At 61.3% G+C, this 18,787-nt stretch carries 14 protein-coding genes and 2 pseudogenes; 6 read left to right on the top strand and 10 right to left on the bottom strand.

What is annotated here, in order from left to right:
• The first annotated feature begins 75 nt into the window (after positions 1 to 75).
• Together ligB and C4J84_RS02080 are read left to right on the top strand one after the other, a co-directional pair.
• Positions 76 to 1,737, top strand: a complete 1,662-nt coding sequence (gene ligB, locus C4J84_RS02085; RefSeq protein WP_124369291.1) for an NAD-dependent DNA ligase LigB — start codon at positions 76 to 78, stop codon at positions 1,735 to 1,737.
• Positions 1,738 to 1,776: 39 nt separating this feature from the next.
• A complete protein-coding gene (locus C4J84_RS02080; RefSeq protein ID WP_124360899.1) occupies positions 1,777 to 2,172 on the top strand; it encodes a DUF1090 domain-containing protein in 396 nt (131 codons plus the stop codon).
• Between the two features lie 5 nt (positions 2,173 to 2,177).
• On the opposite strand, the gene C4J84_RS02075 is transcribed toward C4J84_RS02080, so the two are convergent.
• Positions 2,178 to 2,627, bottom strand: coding sequence for a cytochrome c (locus C4J84_RS02075; RefSeq protein ID WP_124369290.1), 450 nt, complete (start codon positions 2,625 to 2,627; stop codon positions 2,178 to 2,180).
• Between the two features lie 126 nt (positions 2,628 to 2,753).
• On the opposite strand from C4J84_RS02075, the gene C4J84_RS02070 reads away from it, so the two are divergent.
• The 4 genes and pseudogenes from C4J84_RS02070 to C4J84_RS02060 all read left to right on the top strand — a co-directional run bounded on the left by C4J84_RS02070 (position 2,754) and on the right by C4J84_RS02060 (position 8,011).
• Positions 2,754 to 3,944, top strand: coding sequence for a murein transglycosylase A (locus C4J84_RS02070; RefSeq protein WP_124369289.1), 1,191 nt, complete (start codon positions 2,754 to 2,756; stop codon positions 3,942 to 3,944).
• A 109-nt stretch (positions 3,945 to 4,053) separates the two neighbouring features.
• Positions 4,054 to 5,112, top strand: a pseudogene (locus C4J84_RS26650) (methyl-accepting chemotaxis protein); the annotation flags it as partial.
• The gene (locus C4J84_RS26645) at positions 5,098 to 5,970 is read left to right on the top strand and encodes a methyl-accepting chemotaxis protein (protein ID WP_372237489.1); all 873 of its coding nucleotides are present in this window, start codon (positions 5,098 to 5,100) and stop codon (positions 5,968 to 5,970) included. The pseudogene C4J84_RS26650 and the gene C4J84_RS26645, both read left to right, overlap by 15 nt.
• 133 nt (positions 5,971 to 6,103) lie before the next feature.
• Positions 6,104 to 8,011, top strand: coding sequence for a methyl-accepting chemotaxis protein (locus tag C4J84_RS02060; protein WP_124369287.1), 1,908 nt, complete (start codon positions 6,104 to 6,106; stop codon positions 8,009 to 8,011).
• A 53-nt stretch (positions 8,012 to 8,064) separates the two neighbouring features.
• Here the strand turns inward: C4J84_RS02060 and C4J84_RS02055 are convergent, their stop codons facing one another.
• From C4J84_RS02055 to hutG, 9 genes and pseudogenes are all read right to left on the bottom strand, one after another.
• Positions 8,065 to 8,799, bottom strand: coding sequence for an amino acid ABC transporter ATP-binding protein (locus C4J84_RS02055; protein WP_124360894.1), 735 nt, complete (start codon positions 8,797 to 8,799; stop codon positions 8,065 to 8,067).
• Entirely contained in the window at positions 8,792 to 9,751 is a 960-nt protein-coding gene (locus C4J84_RS02050; protein ID WP_124369286.1) for an amino acid ABC transporter permease, read from the bottom strand. Before C4J84_RS02050 ends, C4J84_RS02055 begins: the two co-directional genes overlap by 8 nt.
• 123 nt (positions 9,752 to 9,874) lie before the next feature.
• Positions 9,875 to 10,672, bottom strand: a complete 798-nt coding sequence (locus tag C4J84_RS02045; RefSeq protein ID WP_124360892.1) for a transporter substrate-binding domain-containing protein — start codon at positions 10,670 to 10,672, stop codon at positions 9,875 to 9,877.
• A gap of 210 nt (positions 10,673 to 10,882) precedes the next feature.
• Positions 10,883 to 11,692, bottom strand: a complete 810-nt coding sequence (locus C4J84_RS02040) for a transporter substrate-binding domain-containing protein (protein ID WP_124372381.1) — start codon at positions 11,690 to 11,692, stop codon at positions 10,883 to 10,885.
• Positions 11,693 to 11,874: 182 nt separating this feature from the next.
• Positions 11,875 to 14,447 (bottom strand): annotated as a pseudogene (gene mdoH, locus C4J84_RS02035) (glucans biosynthesis glucosyltransferase MdoH); the annotation flags it as partial.
• Complete coding sequence (locus C4J84_RS02030; RefSeq protein WP_124360889.1) at positions 14,440 to 16,191, bottom strand: glucan biosynthesis protein G; 1,752 nt, start codon at positions 16,189 to 16,191, stop codon at positions 14,440 to 14,442. The pseudogene mdoH and the gene C4J84_RS02030, both read right to left, overlap by 8 nt.
• 267 nt (positions 16,192 to 16,458) lie before the next feature.
• The gene (dtd, locus tag C4J84_RS02025; RefSeq protein ID WP_124434863.1) at positions 16,459 to 16,896 is read right to left on the bottom strand and encodes a D-aminoacyl-tRNA deacylase; all 438 of its coding nucleotides are present in this window, start codon (positions 16,894 to 16,896) and stop codon (positions 16,459 to 16,461) included.
• Positions 16,893 to 17,864: a prolyl aminopeptidase gene (pip, locus tag C4J84_RS02020; protein WP_124360887.1), complete on the bottom strand. Its 972-nt coding sequence runs from the start codon at positions 17,862 to 17,864 to the stop codon at positions 16,893 to 16,895. The genes dtd and pip overlap by 4 nt, the downstream gene beginning before the upstream one ends.
• 122 nt (positions 17,865 to 17,986) lie before the next feature.
• Positions 17,987 to 18,787, bottom strand: coding sequence for an N-formylglutamate deformylase (gene hutG, locus C4J84_RS02015; protein ID WP_124434862.1), 801 nt, complete (start codon positions 18,785 to 18,787; stop codon positions 17,987 to 17,989).

Genomic DNA, 18,787 nt, shown 5'->3' with positions numbered 1-18,787 from the left:
CCGCTCGGTCAGGGCTTTTTTGTGGCCGTGCGGATCACTTAGGCTGAACGCCCTTTTCGAGCAAGGATGCTCCCGATGCGCGCGTTAATGGTTCTCCTGATCGGCTTTCTACCGTGCTGGGCCTGGGCCGATGACTGTCCCGAGGACGCCCGATCCCAAATCGACACGTTGTCCAGGCAGGTCAGCCAGTGGGATGACGTCTACCATCGACAGGGTCAATCCCCCATCAGCGATGAACTGTACGACCAGGCCCGCCAACGCCTGACTCATTGGCGCAAATGTGACCTTCAACCCACACCCAGGGCTGACAACCCGCTGGCAAGCTCACGCGGCACACTACGCCACCCGGTCGCGCATACCGGCCTGGAGAAGCTGCTGGACGCGTCCGATGTGGGTGAGTGGCTCAGCACCCGCCAGGACGTCTGGATTCAACCCAAGGTCGACGGGGTAGCCGTGACCCTGGTGTATCGCAAGGGCCAGCTGCACCAACTCATCAGCCGCGGCGATGGCCTGCTCGGTCACGATTGGACAGCTTCCGCGCGCAAGATGCCGGGTATCGTCCAGCAACTGCCGGAGCCCGTCGACGCCGTGCTGCAAGGCGAGCTCTACTGGCGCCTCGACGGTCACGTACAGTCGGCAAACGGCGGGCTCAACGCGCGTAGCAAAGTGGCCGGCTTGATGAACCGACGCCAATTGAGCGACACCGAGGCGGGCGGGATCGGGTTGTTCGTCTGGGCCTGGCCCGAAGGCCCGGCGAGCTTCACCGAGCGCCTGGCCACGCTGGCACGTTGGGGGTTCACCGACAGCCAGCGGTATAGCCAGTCCATCGACAGCATCAGCGATGCCACGCGCTGGCGTACACATTGGTACAACCATCCGTTGCCGTTCGCCAGCGACGGGGTGGTGTTGCACCAGGCTGCGCGCGCACCCGCCAAACGTTGGCAAGCCAGCGCACCTTACTGGGCGGTGGCCTGGAAGTACCCTGCGACCAAAGCGCTGGCACTGGTACGCAAAGTGCAGTTCAGGATCGGGCGTACCGGGCGTATCACACCGATTCTCGAACTGGAACCGGTGCGACTGGATGACCGGCAAATCAGCCGAGTCAGCGCGGGTTCGTTGAGAAACTGGCAGGCCCTCGACATCCGGCCCGGCGATCAGGTATCCATCAGCCTTGCCGGCCAGGTCATTCCCCGGCTCGACGAGGTGATCCTGCGCAACAACACCCGAGTGGAAGTGCCAGTACCCGATACTCGAGACTTTCACGCCTTGAGCTGCTGGCAGCTGGACCCTGGCTGCGAGGAGCAACTGCTCTCGCGCCTCACCTGGCTGAGCAGCAACCAGGGCCTGGCCTTGCCACATATGGGGCGGGAAACCTGGAACGTATTGATCCAGGCCGGTCTAATCGCAGGCTTTCTCGATTGGTTGACCCTGGATGCGGCAGAGCTTGCTAACATTGATGGCTTCGGCGAACGCACCCGCGCGCGGGTGCTCGACAGTATTCACAGCGCCCGGCAACGCCCGTTTGCACAGTGGCTCAAAGCCCTGGGCGTACCGCCTGCGGCGCGCAACAACCTGGAGGGCGACTGGCATACCCTGGTCGCCAAAGACACCCAAGCCTGGCTGGCCTCAGACGGCATCGGCCCGGGCCGCGCAGCGCAACTGAGCGCCTTTTTCCGCGACCCGCAGGTCCAGGCATTGGCTGAAACATTACGTGAAGCCGGTATAGACGGTTTCTGAGTCCGGCCCGACCCTCTGAATGCTACTTGGAGTCCTTATATGAAATTTCTTGCCCCTCTTGCCTTACTGACTGTCGCAAGCTTCATGGCCACGCCGCTGCTGGCCGCCGACGAAGCGCCCGAACTGACCGGCTGCGCCGCCAAGCGCCAGGCCATCAGCACCCAGATCGAACAGGCCAAGGCCCATGGCAACAGCGCCCAACAGGCCGGCCTGGAAAAAGCCCTGAGCGAGGTCACCGCCAACTGCACTGACGCATCGCTGAAGAAAGAACGCGAAAACAAGGTGCTGGATGCCAAGCACGAAGTCAGCCGCCGTCAGGCCGACCTCGACAAGGCCATGAAAAAAGGCGATCCGGACAAGATCAACAAGCGCAAGGACAAGCTCGCCGAATCGCGCAAAGAACTGCAGGATGCGGTGGAAGAACTCGACCAGTAAACCGCTCAGTGGTCCCGAAACTGCTTATGGCAGGCGCTGCAGGCATCTTCAACCTTCTGCACTGCAGGTTGCAGATTGCTGGCCTTATAGGGCTGGACCCGGCTTGCGATCACCAATTCACCGGTGGCCGCTTCAAGGTCGCGGGCCATTTGCTGGAATTGCGCCTGCTTTTGCCACACCTCGTCCCTGGCACTGGTGTGGTCCGCTTCACGCACGTTCGGGAAGTGCTGCCAGGGTTGATGGGACAACGCGTCCAGCTTGACCGCGCCGTCGGCGAACTGGGCGCCGTCGAAAGGGATGCGCCCGCGCAACATGCCGCCCAGGCCTTCGGCGGTCTTGAGCATCTGTTTGAAGATCGCCTTGCGCTGGCCCAGGGGGGAATTGGGGTCAACCCCGCCGCAGGCGGACAAGGCCAGGCAGGCCAACACTACAACGGTCATATTTTTTAAAGTCATGGTGGCTCAGGGTCACGGAAACGGCGGTCAGTATCCCCGCCCCCTCCGCAAAGGCCAATAGCCCTATTAATAACAAGGTTGCCCAAGCGCGATAAAGCACGGGCAATCGCTTCAGGAATTACGTGCATGAATGTCAATTGGAAACCCTGGAGCCGCCTGGCGTGGGCTCTACCGATGATCGCGCTGCTGGCCGGCTGCGACGTGGGCAAAGACGCTGGCAAAGAGACAGCCAAAGAAGAGGCGCCCAAACCCCATGCCGTCGCCACTTACGTGAGCGCTCCGTGGGAAGCGCTGCCGGCGGTTTCCGACAGCGACTTGCTGGCGGGCTTCGAATCCTGGCGCAGTGCCTGTCAGCGCCTCAAGGCCGACCCGATCTGGAGCGCGACCTGCGCAGCGGCAGCCAGCGTACCGGGCAATGCCATGGCGGTTCGCGGGTTTCTTAAAGAGCGCCTGGATGTATTCGGCCTGCGTTCAGCCGACAACACCCCGAACGGCCTGATCACCGGCTACTACGAGCCGGTCTACCCCGGCAGCCTGACCGAAACCGCCACCGCGCATGTGCCGGTGTACGGCGTGCCGGACGACCTTATTATCGTCAACCTGGAAGCAATCTACCCGGAACTCAAGGGCAAACGCCTGCGCGGCCGCCTGGAAGGCCGCGTGCTCAAGCCGTATGACGATGCCAGCACCATCACCGGCCAAGGCTCGACCGCCAAGCCGATAGCCTGGCTGACCGATCCGATGGACCTGCAATTCCTGCAGATCCAGGGCTCTGGCCGTATTCAACTGGCCGGTGGACGTCAACTGCGCGTGGGGTATGGCGACCAGAACGGCTATCCCTACCGCCCTATCGGCCGCTGGCTGGTCGAGCAAGGCGAACTGAAAAAAGAAGAGGTGAGCATGGGTGCCATCAGCGCCTGGGCCAAGGCGCATCCGCAGCGTATTCCAGAGTTGTTGGCGAGCAACCCCAGCTATGTATTCTTCAGCGCCCGCCCCGACAGCAACGAAGGGCCGCGCGGGTCGCTGAATGTGCCATTGACGGCGGGGTACAGCGTGGCGGTGGACCGCAAGGTGATTCCGCTGGGCAGCCTGTTGTGGCTGTCGACCACCAAACCTGACGGTTCAGCCATCACCAGACCCGTCGCAGCCCAGGACACCGGGGGCGCAATCACCGGCGAAGTGCGGGCAGACTTGTTCTGGGGCACAGGCGAGGCAGCGGGCGAGTTGGCGGGCAACATGAAGCAACAGGGGCAGATCTGGATGTTGTGGCCCAAGGGTGCGGCGCTGCCTCAGGCGCCTGTCACGGACGCTCTATGATGATCGGGGCAAGCCTCCTCCCCCAGTGAATCGGTGGCGCTACAGAATCCCGTGCACATGCCGATAGCCTGTGAATAAGTCCAAGCCTTGTTCCAGGGGAGTTCGCAGCATGTATCGTTGGTCGGCCGAAAAGCTCGGAAATGTGAGCGTCAAAACCAAACTGGGCGTAGGCTTCGGCCTGGTGTTGCTGCTTACGTTAATCATCACACTCACCGGCTGGACCGGGCTTTCCAGCGTGATAAGCCGTGGCGACAAACTGGGCTACATCGCCAGCCTCAACGACTTGAGCAAGGACCTGCGCATCGCGCGACTGGACTTTGAAATGCGTCGTGGCGAACAGGGCCCGGCAACCGTCAATGGCCTTCTCGGCCAACTGGAAAGCGGCCTGAAAACTGCGCGGGCGCTGATTGAACAGCCCGCCGATATCGCGTTGGTCGATGACCAACTTGCGGCGGTTGACCAGTACAAGCGTGCATTCGACGCCATGGTCCAGGCAGGTGCCAATCGCGAAAACGCGCGCAGCAAACTCGGCGATACCGCCGACAACGCGGTGCTCAAAGTCGGCGAAGTGGAAAAGGCCCTGTTACAGGGCGACAGCGTCAGCCAGTTCAACAGCATCGTCGACCTGAGCAAGCTGATCCAGCAGGCGCGGTTCCAGGTTCGCGGTTACACCTACGGTGGCAAAGTCGAGGCCGAGCAGCCTGCGCTGGATGCCATCGACAATACGCTGAAGAAAATCGCCGCCCTTGACGGCCAGCTACCTGACCAATTCTCGACCAACCTGCAACAGGCCAGCGCCTCGCTGCAAGCCTACCGCGCCGCGGTCAGCCAGTACCGCGACTCGCAGGTGGCCAGCGCCGCTGCGCTGAAACTCATGAACGTCCAAGGCGACATTCTGCTGGACCGCAGCAGCACACTCACCGCCTCGCAAACCGTGGTCCGCGACAGTGATGCCGCGCAAGCCAAACGGCTGTTGCTGCTGGCTGCCCTGCTGGCACTGAGTTTTGGTCTCTTCGCCGCCTGGGCCATCACTCGCCAGATCATCATTCCGCTCAATCAAACCCTCAAGGTCGCCGAACGCGTAGCCTCGGGCGACCTGAGCCACAACCTGGAATCTGCCCGCCAGGATGAACTCGGCCAACTGCAACGCGCCATGCAAAGCATGACCGTGGGCCTGCGCGAGTTGATTGGCGGCATCAGCGATGGCGTCACGCAAATCGCCAGCGCCGCCGAGCAGTTGTCGGCAGTAACCGAACAGACCAGCGCCGGGGTCAACAGTCAGAAGATCGAGACCGACCAGGTAGCCACGGCCATGAACGAGATGGCCGCTACCGTGCAGGAAGTTGCGCGCAATGCCGAAGAAGCCTCGGAAGCCGCCGTGGCCGCCGACCTGCAGGCCCGTGAAGGCGACAAGGTGGTTGGCGAAGCCATCGCCCAGATCGAGCGCCTGGCCACCGAAGTCGGCAATTCGACGATCGCCATGGCAGACCTGAAGCGCGAAAGCGACAAAATCGGCAGCGTGCTCGACGTGATCAAGTCCGTGGCCCAGCAAACCAACCTGCTGGCGCTGAACGCGGCCATTGAAGCGGCGCGTGCCGGTGAAGCCGGGCGTGGCTTCGCCGTGGTAGCCGACGAAGTGCGCAGCCTGGCCCAGCGCACACAGAAGTCCACCGAGGAGATCGAGGAACTGATCGTCGGCCTGCAAAACGGTACCCAGCAGGTGGCGACCATCATGGACAATAGCCGCGGCCTGACCGACAGCAGTGTCGAACTGACCCGCCGCGCCGGCAGCGCATTGGAGAACATCACACGTACCGTTTCGACCATCCAGGCGATGAACTCGCAGATCGCCACGGCCGCCGAGCAGCAAAGCGCGGTGGCCGAAGAGATCAACCGCAGCGTGTTGAATGTGCGCGATGTCTCCGAACAAACCTCTTCAGCCAGCGAAGAAACGGCGGCGTCCAGCGCAGAGCTGGCACGCCTGGGCATCTACCTGCAAACCCTGGTCGGGCGCTTCCGCATCTGACTGACTTGAGCGGCGGCCGATTGAGGCCGCCGCATCTTGTGAAATTTCCTACACAGTTATCAGCCAGCCCTCACCTCGAATCGGATTAGCGTTCATCTGTCGCGAAACGCTTTTTCTGATTGGGAGGTGTGCCATGTTTTCTCGGCTGACCCGCATACTGGTTAACGCCAGTGTTCGCCTCAAGCTGGCTCTGGGTTTTGGCCAAGTGCTGATCCTCAGTTTCATGATCGCCGCAGCGGGCTGGCAAGCCCTGAACGCCGTGCTTTATCGGTCCAATAGCCTGACGAGTCTGGGCGAACTGGCCGTGTACGCGGAGGCCATGCGCGCCGACCGCACCGTCTACCGCACCCTTGCGGACGAAGCCAGCCTGGCTCAGATGACGCAGAAGACCGAGAAAATCGACCAGCTCCTGGCAGACCTTTCGCATCGATTGGTAGACCCGATCGATGTGCAACGCAATGAGGAGGCGACACGCCTGGTGGCTGGCTTGAAGGCCGCGCTGGCGGAGCTGCCCGCGTTGATCGAGCAGCGAGAGAGTGTCCGGCCAGCGCTCAAAAAATCCGCCCTGCAAGCCAGTGACACCCTTGCCCAATTCGCCAGCGACTTGCCCGACCAGAATGACGAAAAGGCGCTCGACGCCATTGAGCAACTGCGCCAAGCCATGGAGCAGGCCGAGGATCGCGCCCAGAATCCCGCCTGGGCCGCCGAGTCGTTGCAAGCCTATGCCGAGGCAGCAAGCCAGGCGCTGGATGCGCTGGACATCGCACAGAAGGCAGTGTTCATGCTGCCCGTGGACTCAGCACTGCTCAAAACCGACCTGAACGACTACCGTGCACAACTGCTCAAGCTCAAGCAAGCCCAGCTCAACGTCGAAACCGTGCAAAACCGCTTCGAACAGCAGCTCAATGAGTTGCGCGAGAACAGTAGCTTGCTGAGCCAGAGCCAGAACACCAAGCGCAATGACGAGGCCGACCACACGCGCACGCTGCTGATTGGCGTCACGGCGGCTGCACTAGTGCTGGGCGCCCTGGCCGCGTGGTGGATTGCCAGCCAGATCGCCTCGCCGTTGCGTGACATCCTCGTTGCCGCCAACCGTGTCGCTCAAGGCGACCTGAGCCACGACACCCACGTGGAGCGCCGCGACGAACTGGGCCAGCTGCAACAAAGCATCGGGCAAATGACCCGCAGCCTGCGCAGCCTGATCAGCAGCATCGGTGACAGCGCTCGGCAGATTGCCGGTGCGGCGACGCAGTTATCCACCGTGACCGAACAGACCCGCAACGGGCTGAACAATCAGAAAGATGAAACCGACCAAGTGGCCACGGCGATGAATGAAATGCTCGCCACCGCCCAGGAAGTGGCGCGCCATGCCGAACGCGCGTCCGTTGCAGCGAACGAAGCAGACCAGCAGGCCGGTGCCGGCGAGCAGGTCGTCATCCATGCGGTTGAGCAAATCGGCAACCTGGCCAGTGAAATGGCCTTATCCGGCCGCGCGATGATGGCTCTGCAAAAAGAGAGCGAAAAGATCGCCAGCGTGCTGGACGTTATCAAGTCCGTGTCCCAGCAGACCAACCTGCTCGCCCTGAACGCCGCCATCGAAGCGGCGCGCGCAGGCACTGCCGGGCGAGGGTTTGCCGTGGTCGCCGATGAAGTGCGCAGCCTGGCCCAGCGCACACAGGAATCGGCTGAAGAGATTGAAGGGCTGATCCTGGGGTTGCATAACGGCACCCAGCAGGTCGCGGACATCATGGACAGCAGTCGCAACCTGACCGACAACAGCGTTGCCCTGACTCGCGACGCCGGCGAGGCCTTGGCAGCGATTGCCCGCACGGTATCGGTCATCCAGGAAATGAACCCGCAGATTGCCGCCGCCGCCGAACAGCAAAGCGCGGTGGCCGAGGAAATCAATCGCAGTGTCTTGAAGGTGCGGGATGTGTCGGAACAGACCGCCGCCGCCAGCGAGGAAACGGCGGCCGCGAGTGTTCAGTTGACGAGGTTGAGCCTGGATCTGCAGACGCTGATCGGCAAATTCAGGCTCTGAAAACGCCGCCATCCTATGTGGGAGGGGGCTTGTTCCCACATAGGCGCCCGAACCTATAGGACCTGGCGCAGGAAAGCCTGGGCCCGCGGGTCCTTCGGCGCCGCGAAGAATTCGGCCGGCGCCGCGTCTTCCAGCAATTTGCCGTGATCGAAGAACAACACCCGGTCTGCCACCTCGCGGGCAAAGCCCATCTCGTGGGTAACGCACACCATGGTCATGCCTTCCAGTGCCAGGGTCTTCATGACGTCGAGCACTTCACCGACCATTTCCGGGTCGAGGGCCGAGGTGGGTTCGTCGAACAGCATCACCTTGGGTTCCATCGCCAGGGCACGGGCAATCGCAACGCGTTGCTGCTGACCGCCGGAAAGGCGTGACGGGAACTCATTGGCTTTCTGCGCAATACCCACCTTTTCCAGGAGTGCCAAGGCCTTGGCCTCACGCTCTTGCTTGCCGCGTTTGCGCACGACCTTTTGCGCCAGGCACAGGTTTTCCAGCACGGTCATGTGGGGGAACAGATTGAAATGCTGGAACACCATGCCGACTTCACGGCGATAGGCATTCACATCGGTCTTCGGGTCGGCCAGCTGCAAACCGTCAATGCTGACCGAACCTGAGTCGAATTCCTCCAGCCCATTGAGGCAGCGCAGGAAGGTGGATTTGCCGGAGCCGGACGGACCGATCACCACCAGCACTTCGCCCTTGGCCACCTGGGTGGTGACATGGTCCACCGCACGCACCACATGACCACGGGTGTCGAAGACTTTTACCAGATCGCGGACTTCAATCACTTTGCGCGAGCCTCCGCTCAAGCCGGCTGGCCATTTTCGACAGCGGCAGGTTGATCAGCAGGTACAGGCCTGCCACACAGAACAGAATTTCAAACGGCGAAAACGAGGTAGTGATCACTTCGCGTCCACTCTTGAGCAACTCGGTGATCGCGATCACCGAGACCAGCGAGGTGTCTTTCACCAGGCTGATGAATTGCCCGGCCAGCGGCGGCAGCACGCGTTTGAACGCCTGAGGCAACACTACATGGCGCATCGACTGGCTGGCGCTCAAGCCCAGGGAGCGCGCGGCCTCGTTCTGGCCACGGGTGATCGACTGCACACCGGCACGCACGATTTCCGCTACATAGGCGCCGGTGAACAGCGACAGTGCGGCGATCCCGGCAAACTCCCGTGACAGGTTGAGCACCGTGCCGATAAAGAAATAGAAAATGAAGATCTGCACCAGCAGCGGTGTACCGCGCACCAGTTCGACGTAGAGCGTCGACAGATCGCGCAAGGTCGGGTTGCTGGAGAGGCGGCACAAGCCGGTGGCCAGGCCAATCGCCAGGCCCAGGACGCCGGACACCACCGACAACCACAGCGTGGTCCACAGGCCCCACATCAGCGGCCCCAACGCCCAATGACGGGTGACACCGATGACGTCACCTTCAGCCACATCATCGCCGCGCGCCACCTGCAGGCTGTTGTCGGCAACCGTCAGCGTTTGTTCGGTGCCGGCGTCATTGCGCAGGGTAACCTCGGCCACGTCGCCTTTGCGTACCAGTTCAATGACCGTCGAAATATCCGCCGCACGCTGCGCTTCCTCAGCCTGATAGGCGAAGTACTGCGGCACGCGGTTCCAGCGCCATTCGTAGGACATCAGCGAGGTGGCGTAGTACAAGGCGCCAGCCAGGCCGACCAGTACGAGCACCGTCAGCAGGTGCCAGGGCCATTGGGCTTTTTTCTGTTTCATTTCACTGTCCGCATAGGTGTTGCCTGGTAGGCCGCCATCGGGGGCAAGCCCCCTCCCACAGGGAAACGCGTTCCAAATGTGGGAGGGGGCTTGCCCGCGATACAGGCAACTCGGTCTTAAGCCTTATTCCATGTCCTTGAGCCACTCGGAGCTCTTGAACCACTTGTCATGGATGCGATCGTAGGTGCCGTCGTGCTTGATCTGGTGCAGGAAGTTGTTGATGAAGTTGACGCTGTCGTAATCGCCTTTCTTCAGGCCGAACGCCAGGGGTTCGAAGGTGAAGGGTTCGTCAAGGAACACCAGCTTGCCGTTGCCGACTTTCTTCTCGGCCACCACGTTGTACGGTGCGTCGTAGACAAACGCGTCAGCCTTGCCATTGACCACGTCGAGCACGCCTTCCTGCTCGTTGTCGTAGCCGTGGTACTTGGCTTTGGCGATCAGCTTTTTGGCAACCATTTCACCGGTGGTGCCAAGCTTGGAGGTCAGGCGGTACTTTTCGTCATTCAGGTCTTTGTAGGACTTGATGGTGCCTTCCAGGTCCTTGCGAATCAGCAGGGTCTGGCCGACCACGATGAACGGTTCGCTGAAGTTCAGGCGCAGATTGCGTTCCTGGGTCAGGGTCATGCCGCTGCCGATCATGTCGAACTTGCCGGTCAGGAAGGCCGGGATGATACCGTCGTAACCGGTAGACACCAGTTCCAGCTTGACGCCCATGGACTTGGCGAGGGCCTTGAGGATGTCCACTTCGAAACCGATGATGTCACCGCGTTTGTCGGTCATTTCGAACGGCATGTAGGTCGGGTCCATGCCGACTTTCAGCGTGCCGCGCTTGACCGCATCATCGATGGCGCCGGCCTGGGCCGCAGTGGCCGCCACCAGCGCGGTGACGCCGAGCATCAGCATCGAAAGATACTTTTTCATCATCAAGTCCCCTGAACGGTTCTTATAAAGTGGGCGCACAAAAGGGCCGCGCCATTTCGGGGTGCGATCCTAACCCACTCGTTGCCCGTCACAAAGGTTTCACGGCTAAATGTTATCGGCGTGTGCAAGAGGAACCCTACGGCGCCGCGCATGACCGCAGGCCTGGGCCGGTCAGCGCCTGGGTTCACTAATGGGTTGATGTGTAAGCAGTTATGACGACAAGTCAATTTCCGCGATCCAGGCAGTGTCCTTGAACCACTTGTCATGCAGTTGATCGTAGGTCCCGTCCTGGGCCACTTGGTTGAGAAAATGATTGATCCAGTTGAGGCTGTCGTAATCACCCTTTTTCAGGCCGAACGCCAGAGGCTCAAAGGTAAACGGCTGCTCCAGCGTCAGTAATGCGCTGTTCTCGGGCCGGGCCATTGCGATCAGGTTGTAGGGCGCATCATAAATAAAAGCGTCGGCCCTGCCCTCCACCACCTCGCGCACACCCTCCTCCGGCGTTACGAAACTCATCAGCCGGGCCGCCCCCAGGAAGCGCTGCGCCGCCGCCTCGCCGGTGGTGCCTTCGGTGACCGCGATCCGATAGCTCGCCTCGTCCAGGTCTTCGATGCTCGACACCGTGCCGGCCAGGCGCGGATGCAGCAGGACGGTCTGGCCCACCACGATAAAAGAATCACTGAAATTGAGCTTTAGGTTGCGCTCCTGGGTGACCGTCATACCGCTGCCGATCAAGTCGAACTTCTTCGTGATCAGCCCCGACAGCAACTCCGTATAGGGCACCGTGACCAGTTCGAGTTCAACCCCCAGCGCGCGACTCATGGCGTGGAGCAAATCGATCTCGAAGCCGACGACGCGCCCCTGCCTGTCCGTCATTTCGAACGGTACGTAAGTCGGCGTGGTGCCGACTTTCAGCACTCCACGGCGAACGGCGTCGTCAATTGCCCCGGCGTTGAGCAAGCCTGTGTGAATCAATGCGACAACACCCATCAGCAGTGCCGAACCATACCTTTTGAACATGTGTGCCCCCGTGGCGAGTCAAATTGGGGGCGATGCTACCCCAGCCACAGGCACGGCAACACGCTTCGAACGAAGGTGTTTTGTTTCGAAATAACAAGGGGTTAGCAAACAAAGGAAGGGGCGGTAAACGCTGTAGGACAAGCGCTTGGAACACCCCCGAGGTGAGCCCTCGGGGGCGTCTGAATCAGGCCGGTAGAGCCTGGGACGACTGCGGTTGCAGGGGTAGCAATGGCGCGTGCGGGTCAGCCTTGATCGAAGCACGCCAAGCGTCCAGCCACTCGGCATGGCCTTCGCTCCACACCTGTTCATGCAAGCGAGCCAGGGCCACCGGATCGCTGAGCAAGGCCAGGCGTTCGCCGTTGTTGAGGCCGGCCGGGCCGACTTTCAACGCGTGGCGAACACGCTCCCCACGCAGGTACTCGATCGGCTCCGCCTCGCGGTGACGTGAAGTCGCCAGGGCGCAGGCCAGGGCGTTCTGCTGTGGGTCGACCACCGAACGCACGAACCCGTCGTTAAGCGCGTGCCAACGGTTTTCGTGGGTGTACTTCTCGGTCGACAGCAACGCCTGCGGTGGATTGTATTCCTCGGGGATCAGGAACAGGCTCTCATCGCGAGACTTGAGGCCCAGCTTGACCCGACTGGAAATCACCGACACCGGGATCGACAGCATCAGCGAACCGACGATGGGGATCAGCCACCACAAGAAGCTTGGGTTCAGCCACACCACCAGCAGTGCCCACAAGAAGCCCAGCACAGTCTGCGGACCGTGGCGCTTGACCGCTTCGCTCCAAGGCGTGGAGTCGTCGTCGCGTTGCGGCGAGTTCCAGGTCGCAGCCCAGCCGAGGAACGCGGCCAGTACGAAACGGGTGTGGAAGATCATGCGCACCGGCGCCAGCAGCATGGAGAACAGCATTTCCAGCAGCATCGACAGGGTCACCTTGAACTTGCCGCCGAACTCTTTCGCGCCCTTGGCCCAGATCAGGATGATGCTGAGCAATTTAGGCAGGAACAGCAGCACGATAGTGGTGGAGAACAGCGCCACCGCCTTGTCCGGGTGCCATTGTGGCCACAGCGGGTACAACTGGCGTGGCGCCATGAAGTACTGCGGCTCCATCAGGGTGTTCACCGCCAGCAACGCGGTGGACAGCACCAGGAAGAAGAACCACAACGGCGCCGACAGGTAGGACATCACGCCAGTCAGGAACACCGCACGGTGCACCGGGTGCATGCCTTTGACCAGGAACAGGCGGAAGTTCATCAGGTTACCGTGGCACCAGCGACGGTCACGCTTGAGTTCGTCGAGCAGGTTCGGCGGCAGTTCTTCGTAGCTGCCCGGCAGGTCGTAGGCAATCCACACGCCCCAGCCGGCACGGCGCATCAGCGCGGCTTCGACGAAGTCGTGGGAGAGAATCGCACCGGCGAACGCGCCTTTGCCCGGCAACGGCGCCAGGGCGCAGTGCTCGATGAACGGCTTCATGCGGATGATTGCGTTGTGGCCCCAGTAATGGGATTCACCCAGCTGCCAGAAGTGCAGGCCGGCAGTGAACAGCGGGCCGTAGACGCGGGTGGCGAACTGCTGCATGCGCGCATACAGGGTGTCCATGCCCGACGCACGCGGCGCGGTCTGGATAATCCCGGCATCCGGCGTGGCTTCCATCAGGCGTACCAGGCTGGTCAGGCATTCGCCGCTCATCACGCTATCGGCGTCGAGCACCACCATGTACTTGTAGTCCCCGCCCCAGCGACGGCAGAAGTCGTCGAGGTTACCGCTCTTGCGCTTGACGCGACGGCGACGGCGGCGATAGAAAATCTTGCCGAAACCACCGGCTTCGCGGCACACGTCGAGCCAGGCTTGCTGTTCGGCAATGCAGATATCGGCGTCGTTACTGTCGCTGAGCACGAAGAAGTCGAAGCGGTCCAGATCACCGGTAGCCGCCACCGATTCGAACGTCGCACGCAAACCGGCGAATACCCGAGGCACGTCTTCGTTACAGATCGGCATGACCAACGCGGTGCGGGCATCCTTCGGAATCGGCTCATTACCAGCACTTTTACCGGAGATACGGTACTTATCGTGGCCGGTCAGCAGTTCGAGGAAGCCCATCAGCGCGGTCCAGAAACCGGCCGACACCCAGCAGAACAGAATCCCGAACATTATCAGGATGCTGGTCTGCAGTGCATAAGGCAGAACCTGGGTAGCGGTTTGCAGCAGGGTCTGGTTGCGGATTTCGTCGAAGTCCACTAGCGACCAGCCCTGGTACGGCATGATGCCTTTCATGTACCAGCCGGCCACGATGGTCTGGCCAAGCATCAGCACCAGCAGGATATAGCGACGGATCGAACCCACGGTACGCCAGCGCGCAGCCGGCAGGACCCGCTCGTCTTTCGGCGGCTTGGGCGGGTTGGTACGACCCGTCATCCGGCGCCAGCCGCGTACCAGGATGTTGGTGCGCCAAGGCTCGGGCACGACTTTGGTCCGACGGATCGGCGGCGTGGCCTTCAGGCAGACGCGGCCGCTGGCGTCGAGCGCCAGCATCTCGGCGTCCTGCAGCTCTTCGGCCGTGCTGAGGGTGAGCCTGCGGCCCACCGACGCTTGGGCGGCGTCGGTAGGTGCGTCGAAGGTTGCGGACGACAGGCGTTCGTGCAATTCGCTGAAGGAGCTGCAGCCCGCCAGTTCGGCACGCTGCTCAGCGGTCATGGGCAGATGCGCCAGGTACTCGGTCAGAGTCTCTGGCTTGACTTGTGAATTACTCATCGGCGGGCAACTGGTAGCTCCAGGTTTCGGTCAGGACTTGTTCGGTCTTGGCCGGCTCCGGCGTGACAGGGGCTGGGGCAGCTTCTGGCTGCTTGGCGTCCTTGTCCTTCGCCTCTTTGGCGTCTTTCTTGGCCTGTTTCTCGTGTTGCTTGGCCAAGACCTTGTCAGCCTTGAGCACGTGGGTCGACACCTGTTCTGGCTCGGCCTGTGCGATCTCCTGCACCAGCGCGGCGCGCATTTCAGTCGGCTTGCCCGCGTCTTTGATCTTCATGCGCAGGGTCAGGCGCCAGCCTTTGGTGTGCTCGTTGTAGCGCACGCTGTTTTCAACCAGCTCGGCGTTGTCGCCAACACTCACCTGGCTGCGCACCGGGGCGTCCGGCAGCAGTTTTTTCAGGGCCGGGCCTTCGAAGTCCACCAGGTAAGCCACGCTGCCGTCCGGCTGACGGATCAGGTTCGATTGCTTCACGTCACCGGTGGAACGCAGGGTCTGCTTGACCCAGGCACTGTCAGGCGAATGGAAGGCAGCATCGTCCAGCGTCCAGTGCAGGCGGTAGGACACGTCCAGCGGCTTGCCGACTTCCGGCAGTTCGGCCGGGCTCCAGAAGGCAACGATATTGTCGTTGGTTTCGTCGGCGGTCGGAATTTCTACCAGGTCGACACTGCCCTTGCCCCAGTCGCCTTCCGGCTCGATCCAGGCGCTCGGGCGCTTGTCGTAGTTGTCGTCCAGGTCTTCGTAATGACTGAAGTTGCGGCCACGTTGCAGCAGGCCAAACCCACGCGGGTTTTCGACGCTGAAGTTGCTGACCGACAGGTGTTTAGGGTTGTTCAACGGGCGCCAGATCCACTCGCCATTGCCGGCATGGATCGACAGACCGCTGGAATCATGCAGCTCGCGACGGTAGTTGAGGACCTTGGATGGCTGGTTGGCGCCGAACAGGAACATCGAGGTCAACGGGGCCACGCCCAGCTTGCTGACCTTGTCGCGCAGGTACATCTGGGATTTGACGTCGACCACGGTGTCGGTGCCCGGACGCAGAATCAGGCGGTAGGCGCCCGTCGCACGCGGGGAATCCAGCAACGCGAAGATCACCAGGTGCTTGTCGCCCGGCTTCGGACGCTCGATCCAGAATTCGGTGAAACGCGGGAATTCTTCGCCGGACGGCAGCGCGGTGTCGATCGCCATGCCACGGGCCGACAGGCCATACACCTGATCCTTGCCGACGACGCGGAAATAGCTGGCGCCAAGCATGGTCATGATTTCGTCTTGCTTGTCAGCCTTGTTGATCGGGAACAGCACACGGAAGCCGGCATAACCCAACTGTTCGGTGGCTTTTGGATCAAACTTTACGTCGCCGAAATCGAAACGATTGGGGTCGTATTTGATTTCCTGGACGCTGTCAGCGGTGACTTCATTGATTTTCACCGGTGTATCGAAGTGCATACCCTGGTGATAGAAGGACAGCTTGAACGGGGTGTTCTGATCGGCCCACTCGGCTTTTTCGTTGCGGAAACGAATCTTCTGGTAGTCAGCGAATTTCATTTCGCGGAATTCGTTCGGCAGATTGCTGCGCGGAGCTTCGTATTTCTGCCCAGCCAGTTCTTTTGCCTTGGCCGACACATCGTCCAGACTGAATGCCCACAGTTGACCCGCGCCGAACAGGCAAAACAGGGCAGAGCCCGTCACCAGTGCGTTTCGTAACCGTTTGGCAGACAATTTTGGTGCATTACAGGGACTAACAATCACGAGCAACCCTCGCCGAAAACAGATCAAAAAACCAACGGCCAGCTATCTATATGCCAGGTTGGCGAGCATTGTTCCGACTCCTCAGGGGCAAAATGATTCCCCACTGGTTTGTCGGACAAGTCTCTACCTAAGTCAAAAATGGACCAAACAACGCTGATCCCCGTAGCGCGCGATTATCTAGTAGCCCGCGAGACAACGCATCAGGGACAACGAAGTATTTGTAGCGAAACCCTGCGTTTTTAGGCATTAACGTCGCTTTTCATACATTCAGGTCTGTAAGAGGAAGGTCACAGGGCCATCATTGACCAGATGCACCTGCATATCCGCGCCAAAACGCCCTGACGCCACCTTGCCATGCAATTGTTGCGCTTGTAACAACAAGTGATCAAACAGCGCCGCTCCCAGGGCCGGTGGGGCCGCTGTGGAGAAGCTTGGCCGCAGCCCGCTTTTGGTGTCCGCCGCCAGCGTGAACTGCGACACCAGCAGCAAACCGCCGCCGATGTCCTTCAACGACAGGTTCATCTTGCCCTCGTCGTCGCTGAACACCCGATAGTTAAGCAGCTTATGCAGCAGTTTATCGGCGCTCTCGGGGGCATCTGAAGGTTCGACGGCCACCAGCACCAGCAAACCCTGTTCAATCGCCCCGACGACTTCGCCGGCAACCTCGACCCGGGCGCCTCGCACCCGTTGCAACAGGCCCTTCATGCTTCTTCAGGCGGTAAATCAAGCAGGCGTCGTGCCATTTCGCCGGTTGCGCGTACCAGCGCATCGGTAATCCCAGGCTCGGACGCCGCATGGCCCGCTTCGCGGATCACCTGCAGTTCGCTGTTCGGCCAGGCCTGATGCAGCTCCCAGGCGTTATCCAGCGTACAGATCATATCGTAGCGGCCATGGATGATGACGCCAGGCAGATGGGCGATCTTGTGCATGTCGCGAATCAGCTGGTTGGGCTCCAGGAACGAGTTGTTGGTGAAGTAATGGCATTCGATGCGGGCAATGGACAAGGCACGCTGCGGCTCGGAGAAGCGCTCGACATGCTGCGGGCTCGGGCACAGGCCCAGCATGCGCCCTTCCCAACCCGACCAGGCCTTGGCCGCGTGCATCTGGGCGATCTGGTCGTTGCCGGTCAGGCGCTTGTGGTAGGCCGCGATCATGTCGTGACGCTCATCGACAGGAATCGGCGCGAGGTAGTCCTGCCAGTAGTCCGGGAACAGGCGGCTCGCACCGGCCTGGTAGAACCATTCGATGTCCTGTGGGCGCGCGAGGAAAATGCCGCGCACGATCAGGCCATGCACGCGCTCGGGATGGGTTTGCGCGTAAGCCAGGGACAGCGTCGAACCCCAGGAACCACCGAACAGCACCCATTTGTCGATGCCCAGGTGCTCGCGGATGCGCTCAAGGTCGGCGACCAGGTCCCAGGTGGTGTTGTTTTCCAGACTGGCGCGGGGCGTGGAGCGGCCGCAGCCACGCTGGTCGAAGGTGACAATGCGGTACAGGTTCGGATCGAAATAGCAGCGACTCTGGGCATCGCAACCGGAGCCTGGGCCGCCATGGATGAAAACCACGGGCAGCCCTTCGGGGGAGCCGCTTTCATCGACGTACAGGGTGTGAACATCATCGACTGCCAGATCGTGCCGGGCATAGGGTTTGATCTGCGGGTACCAAGTCTGCATTGCGCGCTCCGTAGGGTGTCGGGTTCATCCCTGGGGGGACGTCTATTATTTTTGCCGTCTGGCATCATAAACCCGAATTGTGCAATGAGCATGCCCTTGAGCGCTTGTACCGGTGTCAGCCATTATCGATAGCGGGTTTGCCCCCATGCCAGCAATGCTTGCAGCAATTGTTTCAGCACCACCTGGGTCGGCTCGGCCAGGTCGGGGCGATAGCGGAACGGCTCGACCTCTTCCATATAGGTGCTCTGGCACAACTCCAACTGCACCGCATGAATATCCTGCGCCGGGTCGCCGTAGTGCCGGGTGATATGGCCGCCCTTGAAGCGCCCGTTCAGCACATGGGTGTATTGCGGGTGATTGGCGCAGATGGCTTCGAGCTGGCTGGCCAGTTGCGCATCGCACGCGGCGCCGTTGAAGGTGCCGAGGTTGAAGTCCGGCAATTTGCCGTCGAACAGGTGCGGGATCACCGAGCGGATCGAATGCGCGTCGAACAGCAGCGCGTAGCCGAACTCGGCCTTTAGGCGGGCGAGCTCCTCTTGCAGCGTGCGGTGATACGGCCCCCAGATTTTTTGCAGATAGGTAGCGCGCTCGGTCTCGGAGGGTGTCTGTCCGTCGCGGAACAACGGCACGCCATCGAACAGCGTCTCCGGGAACAGGCCGGTGGTAGCGCCGGCGTAGAGCGGCTTGTTATCGGATGGCCGATTCAAGTCGATGACGAATCGCGAATACTCGGCCGACAAGGTGCTGGCGCCCAGTTCATCGGCAAAGTCATACAGCGTGGGGATGTGCCAATCGGTGTCCGGCAGGCTTTGCGCTTCGGGGATCAGCCCGGCTTCCACCGCAGGCGTCAGGCGTAGGCCCGCGTGAGGCATGCTGATCAGCAGCGGCGTGTTGCCTTGTTTGAATGTCAGAACTTTATCCAC

This window comes from Pseudomonas sp. R11-23-07, from assembly GCF_003852295.1.
Classification (GTDB): Bacteria; Pseudomonadota; Gammaproteobacteria; order Pseudomonadales; family Pseudomonadaceae; genus Aquipseudomonas.
Note: the sequence above shows the minus strand (reverse complement) of the source record. Positions and strands in the feature narration are given on the sequence as shown.

Bases quoted from the DNA above. Each gene is read 5' to 3' on its own strand.
- dtd (WP_124434863.1), bottom strand. From the start codon at position 16,896: ATGAAGGGCCTGTTGCAACGGGTGCGAGGCGCCCGGGTCGAGGTTGCC.
- C4J84_RS02070 (WP_124369289.1), top strand. From the start codon at position 2,754: ATGAATGTCAATTGGAAACCCTGGAGCCGCCTGGCGTGGGCTCTACCG.
- C4J84_RS02075 (WP_124369290.1), bottom strand. From the start codon at position 2,627: ATGACTTTAAAAAATATGACCGTTGTAGTGTTGGCCTGCCTGGCCTTG.
- C4J84_RS02050 (WP_124369286.1), bottom strand. From the start codon at position 9,751: ATGAAACAGAAAAAAGCCCAATGGCCCTGGCACCTGCTGACGGTGCTC.
- C4J84_RS26645 (WP_372237489.1), top strand. From the start codon at position 5,098: ATGCAAAGCATGACCGTGGGCCTGCGCGAGTTGATTGGCGGCATCAGC.
- C4J84_RS02045 (WP_124360892.1), bottom strand. From the start codon at position 10,672: ATGAAAAAGTATCTTTCGATGCTGATGCTCGGCGTCACCGCGCTGGTG.
- C4J84_RS02040 (WP_124372381.1), bottom strand. From the start codon at position 11,692: ATGTTCAAAAGGTATGGTTCGGCACTGCTGATGGGTGTTGTCGCATTG.
- ligB (WP_124369291.1), top strand. From the start codon at position 76: ATGCGCGCGTTAATGGTTCTCCTGATCGGCTTTCTACCGTGCTGGGCC.
- C4J84_RS02080 (WP_124360899.1), top strand. From the start codon at position 1,777: ATGAAATTTCTTGCCCCTCTTGCCTTACTGACTGTCGCAAGCTTCATG.
- pip (WP_124360887.1), bottom strand. From the start codon at position 17,864: ATGCAGACTTGGTACCCGCAGATCAAACCCTATGCCCGGCACGATCTG.
- C4J84_RS02060 (WP_124369287.1), top strand. From the start codon at position 6,104: ATGTTTTCTCGGCTGACCCGCATACTGGTTAACGCCAGTGTTCGCCTC.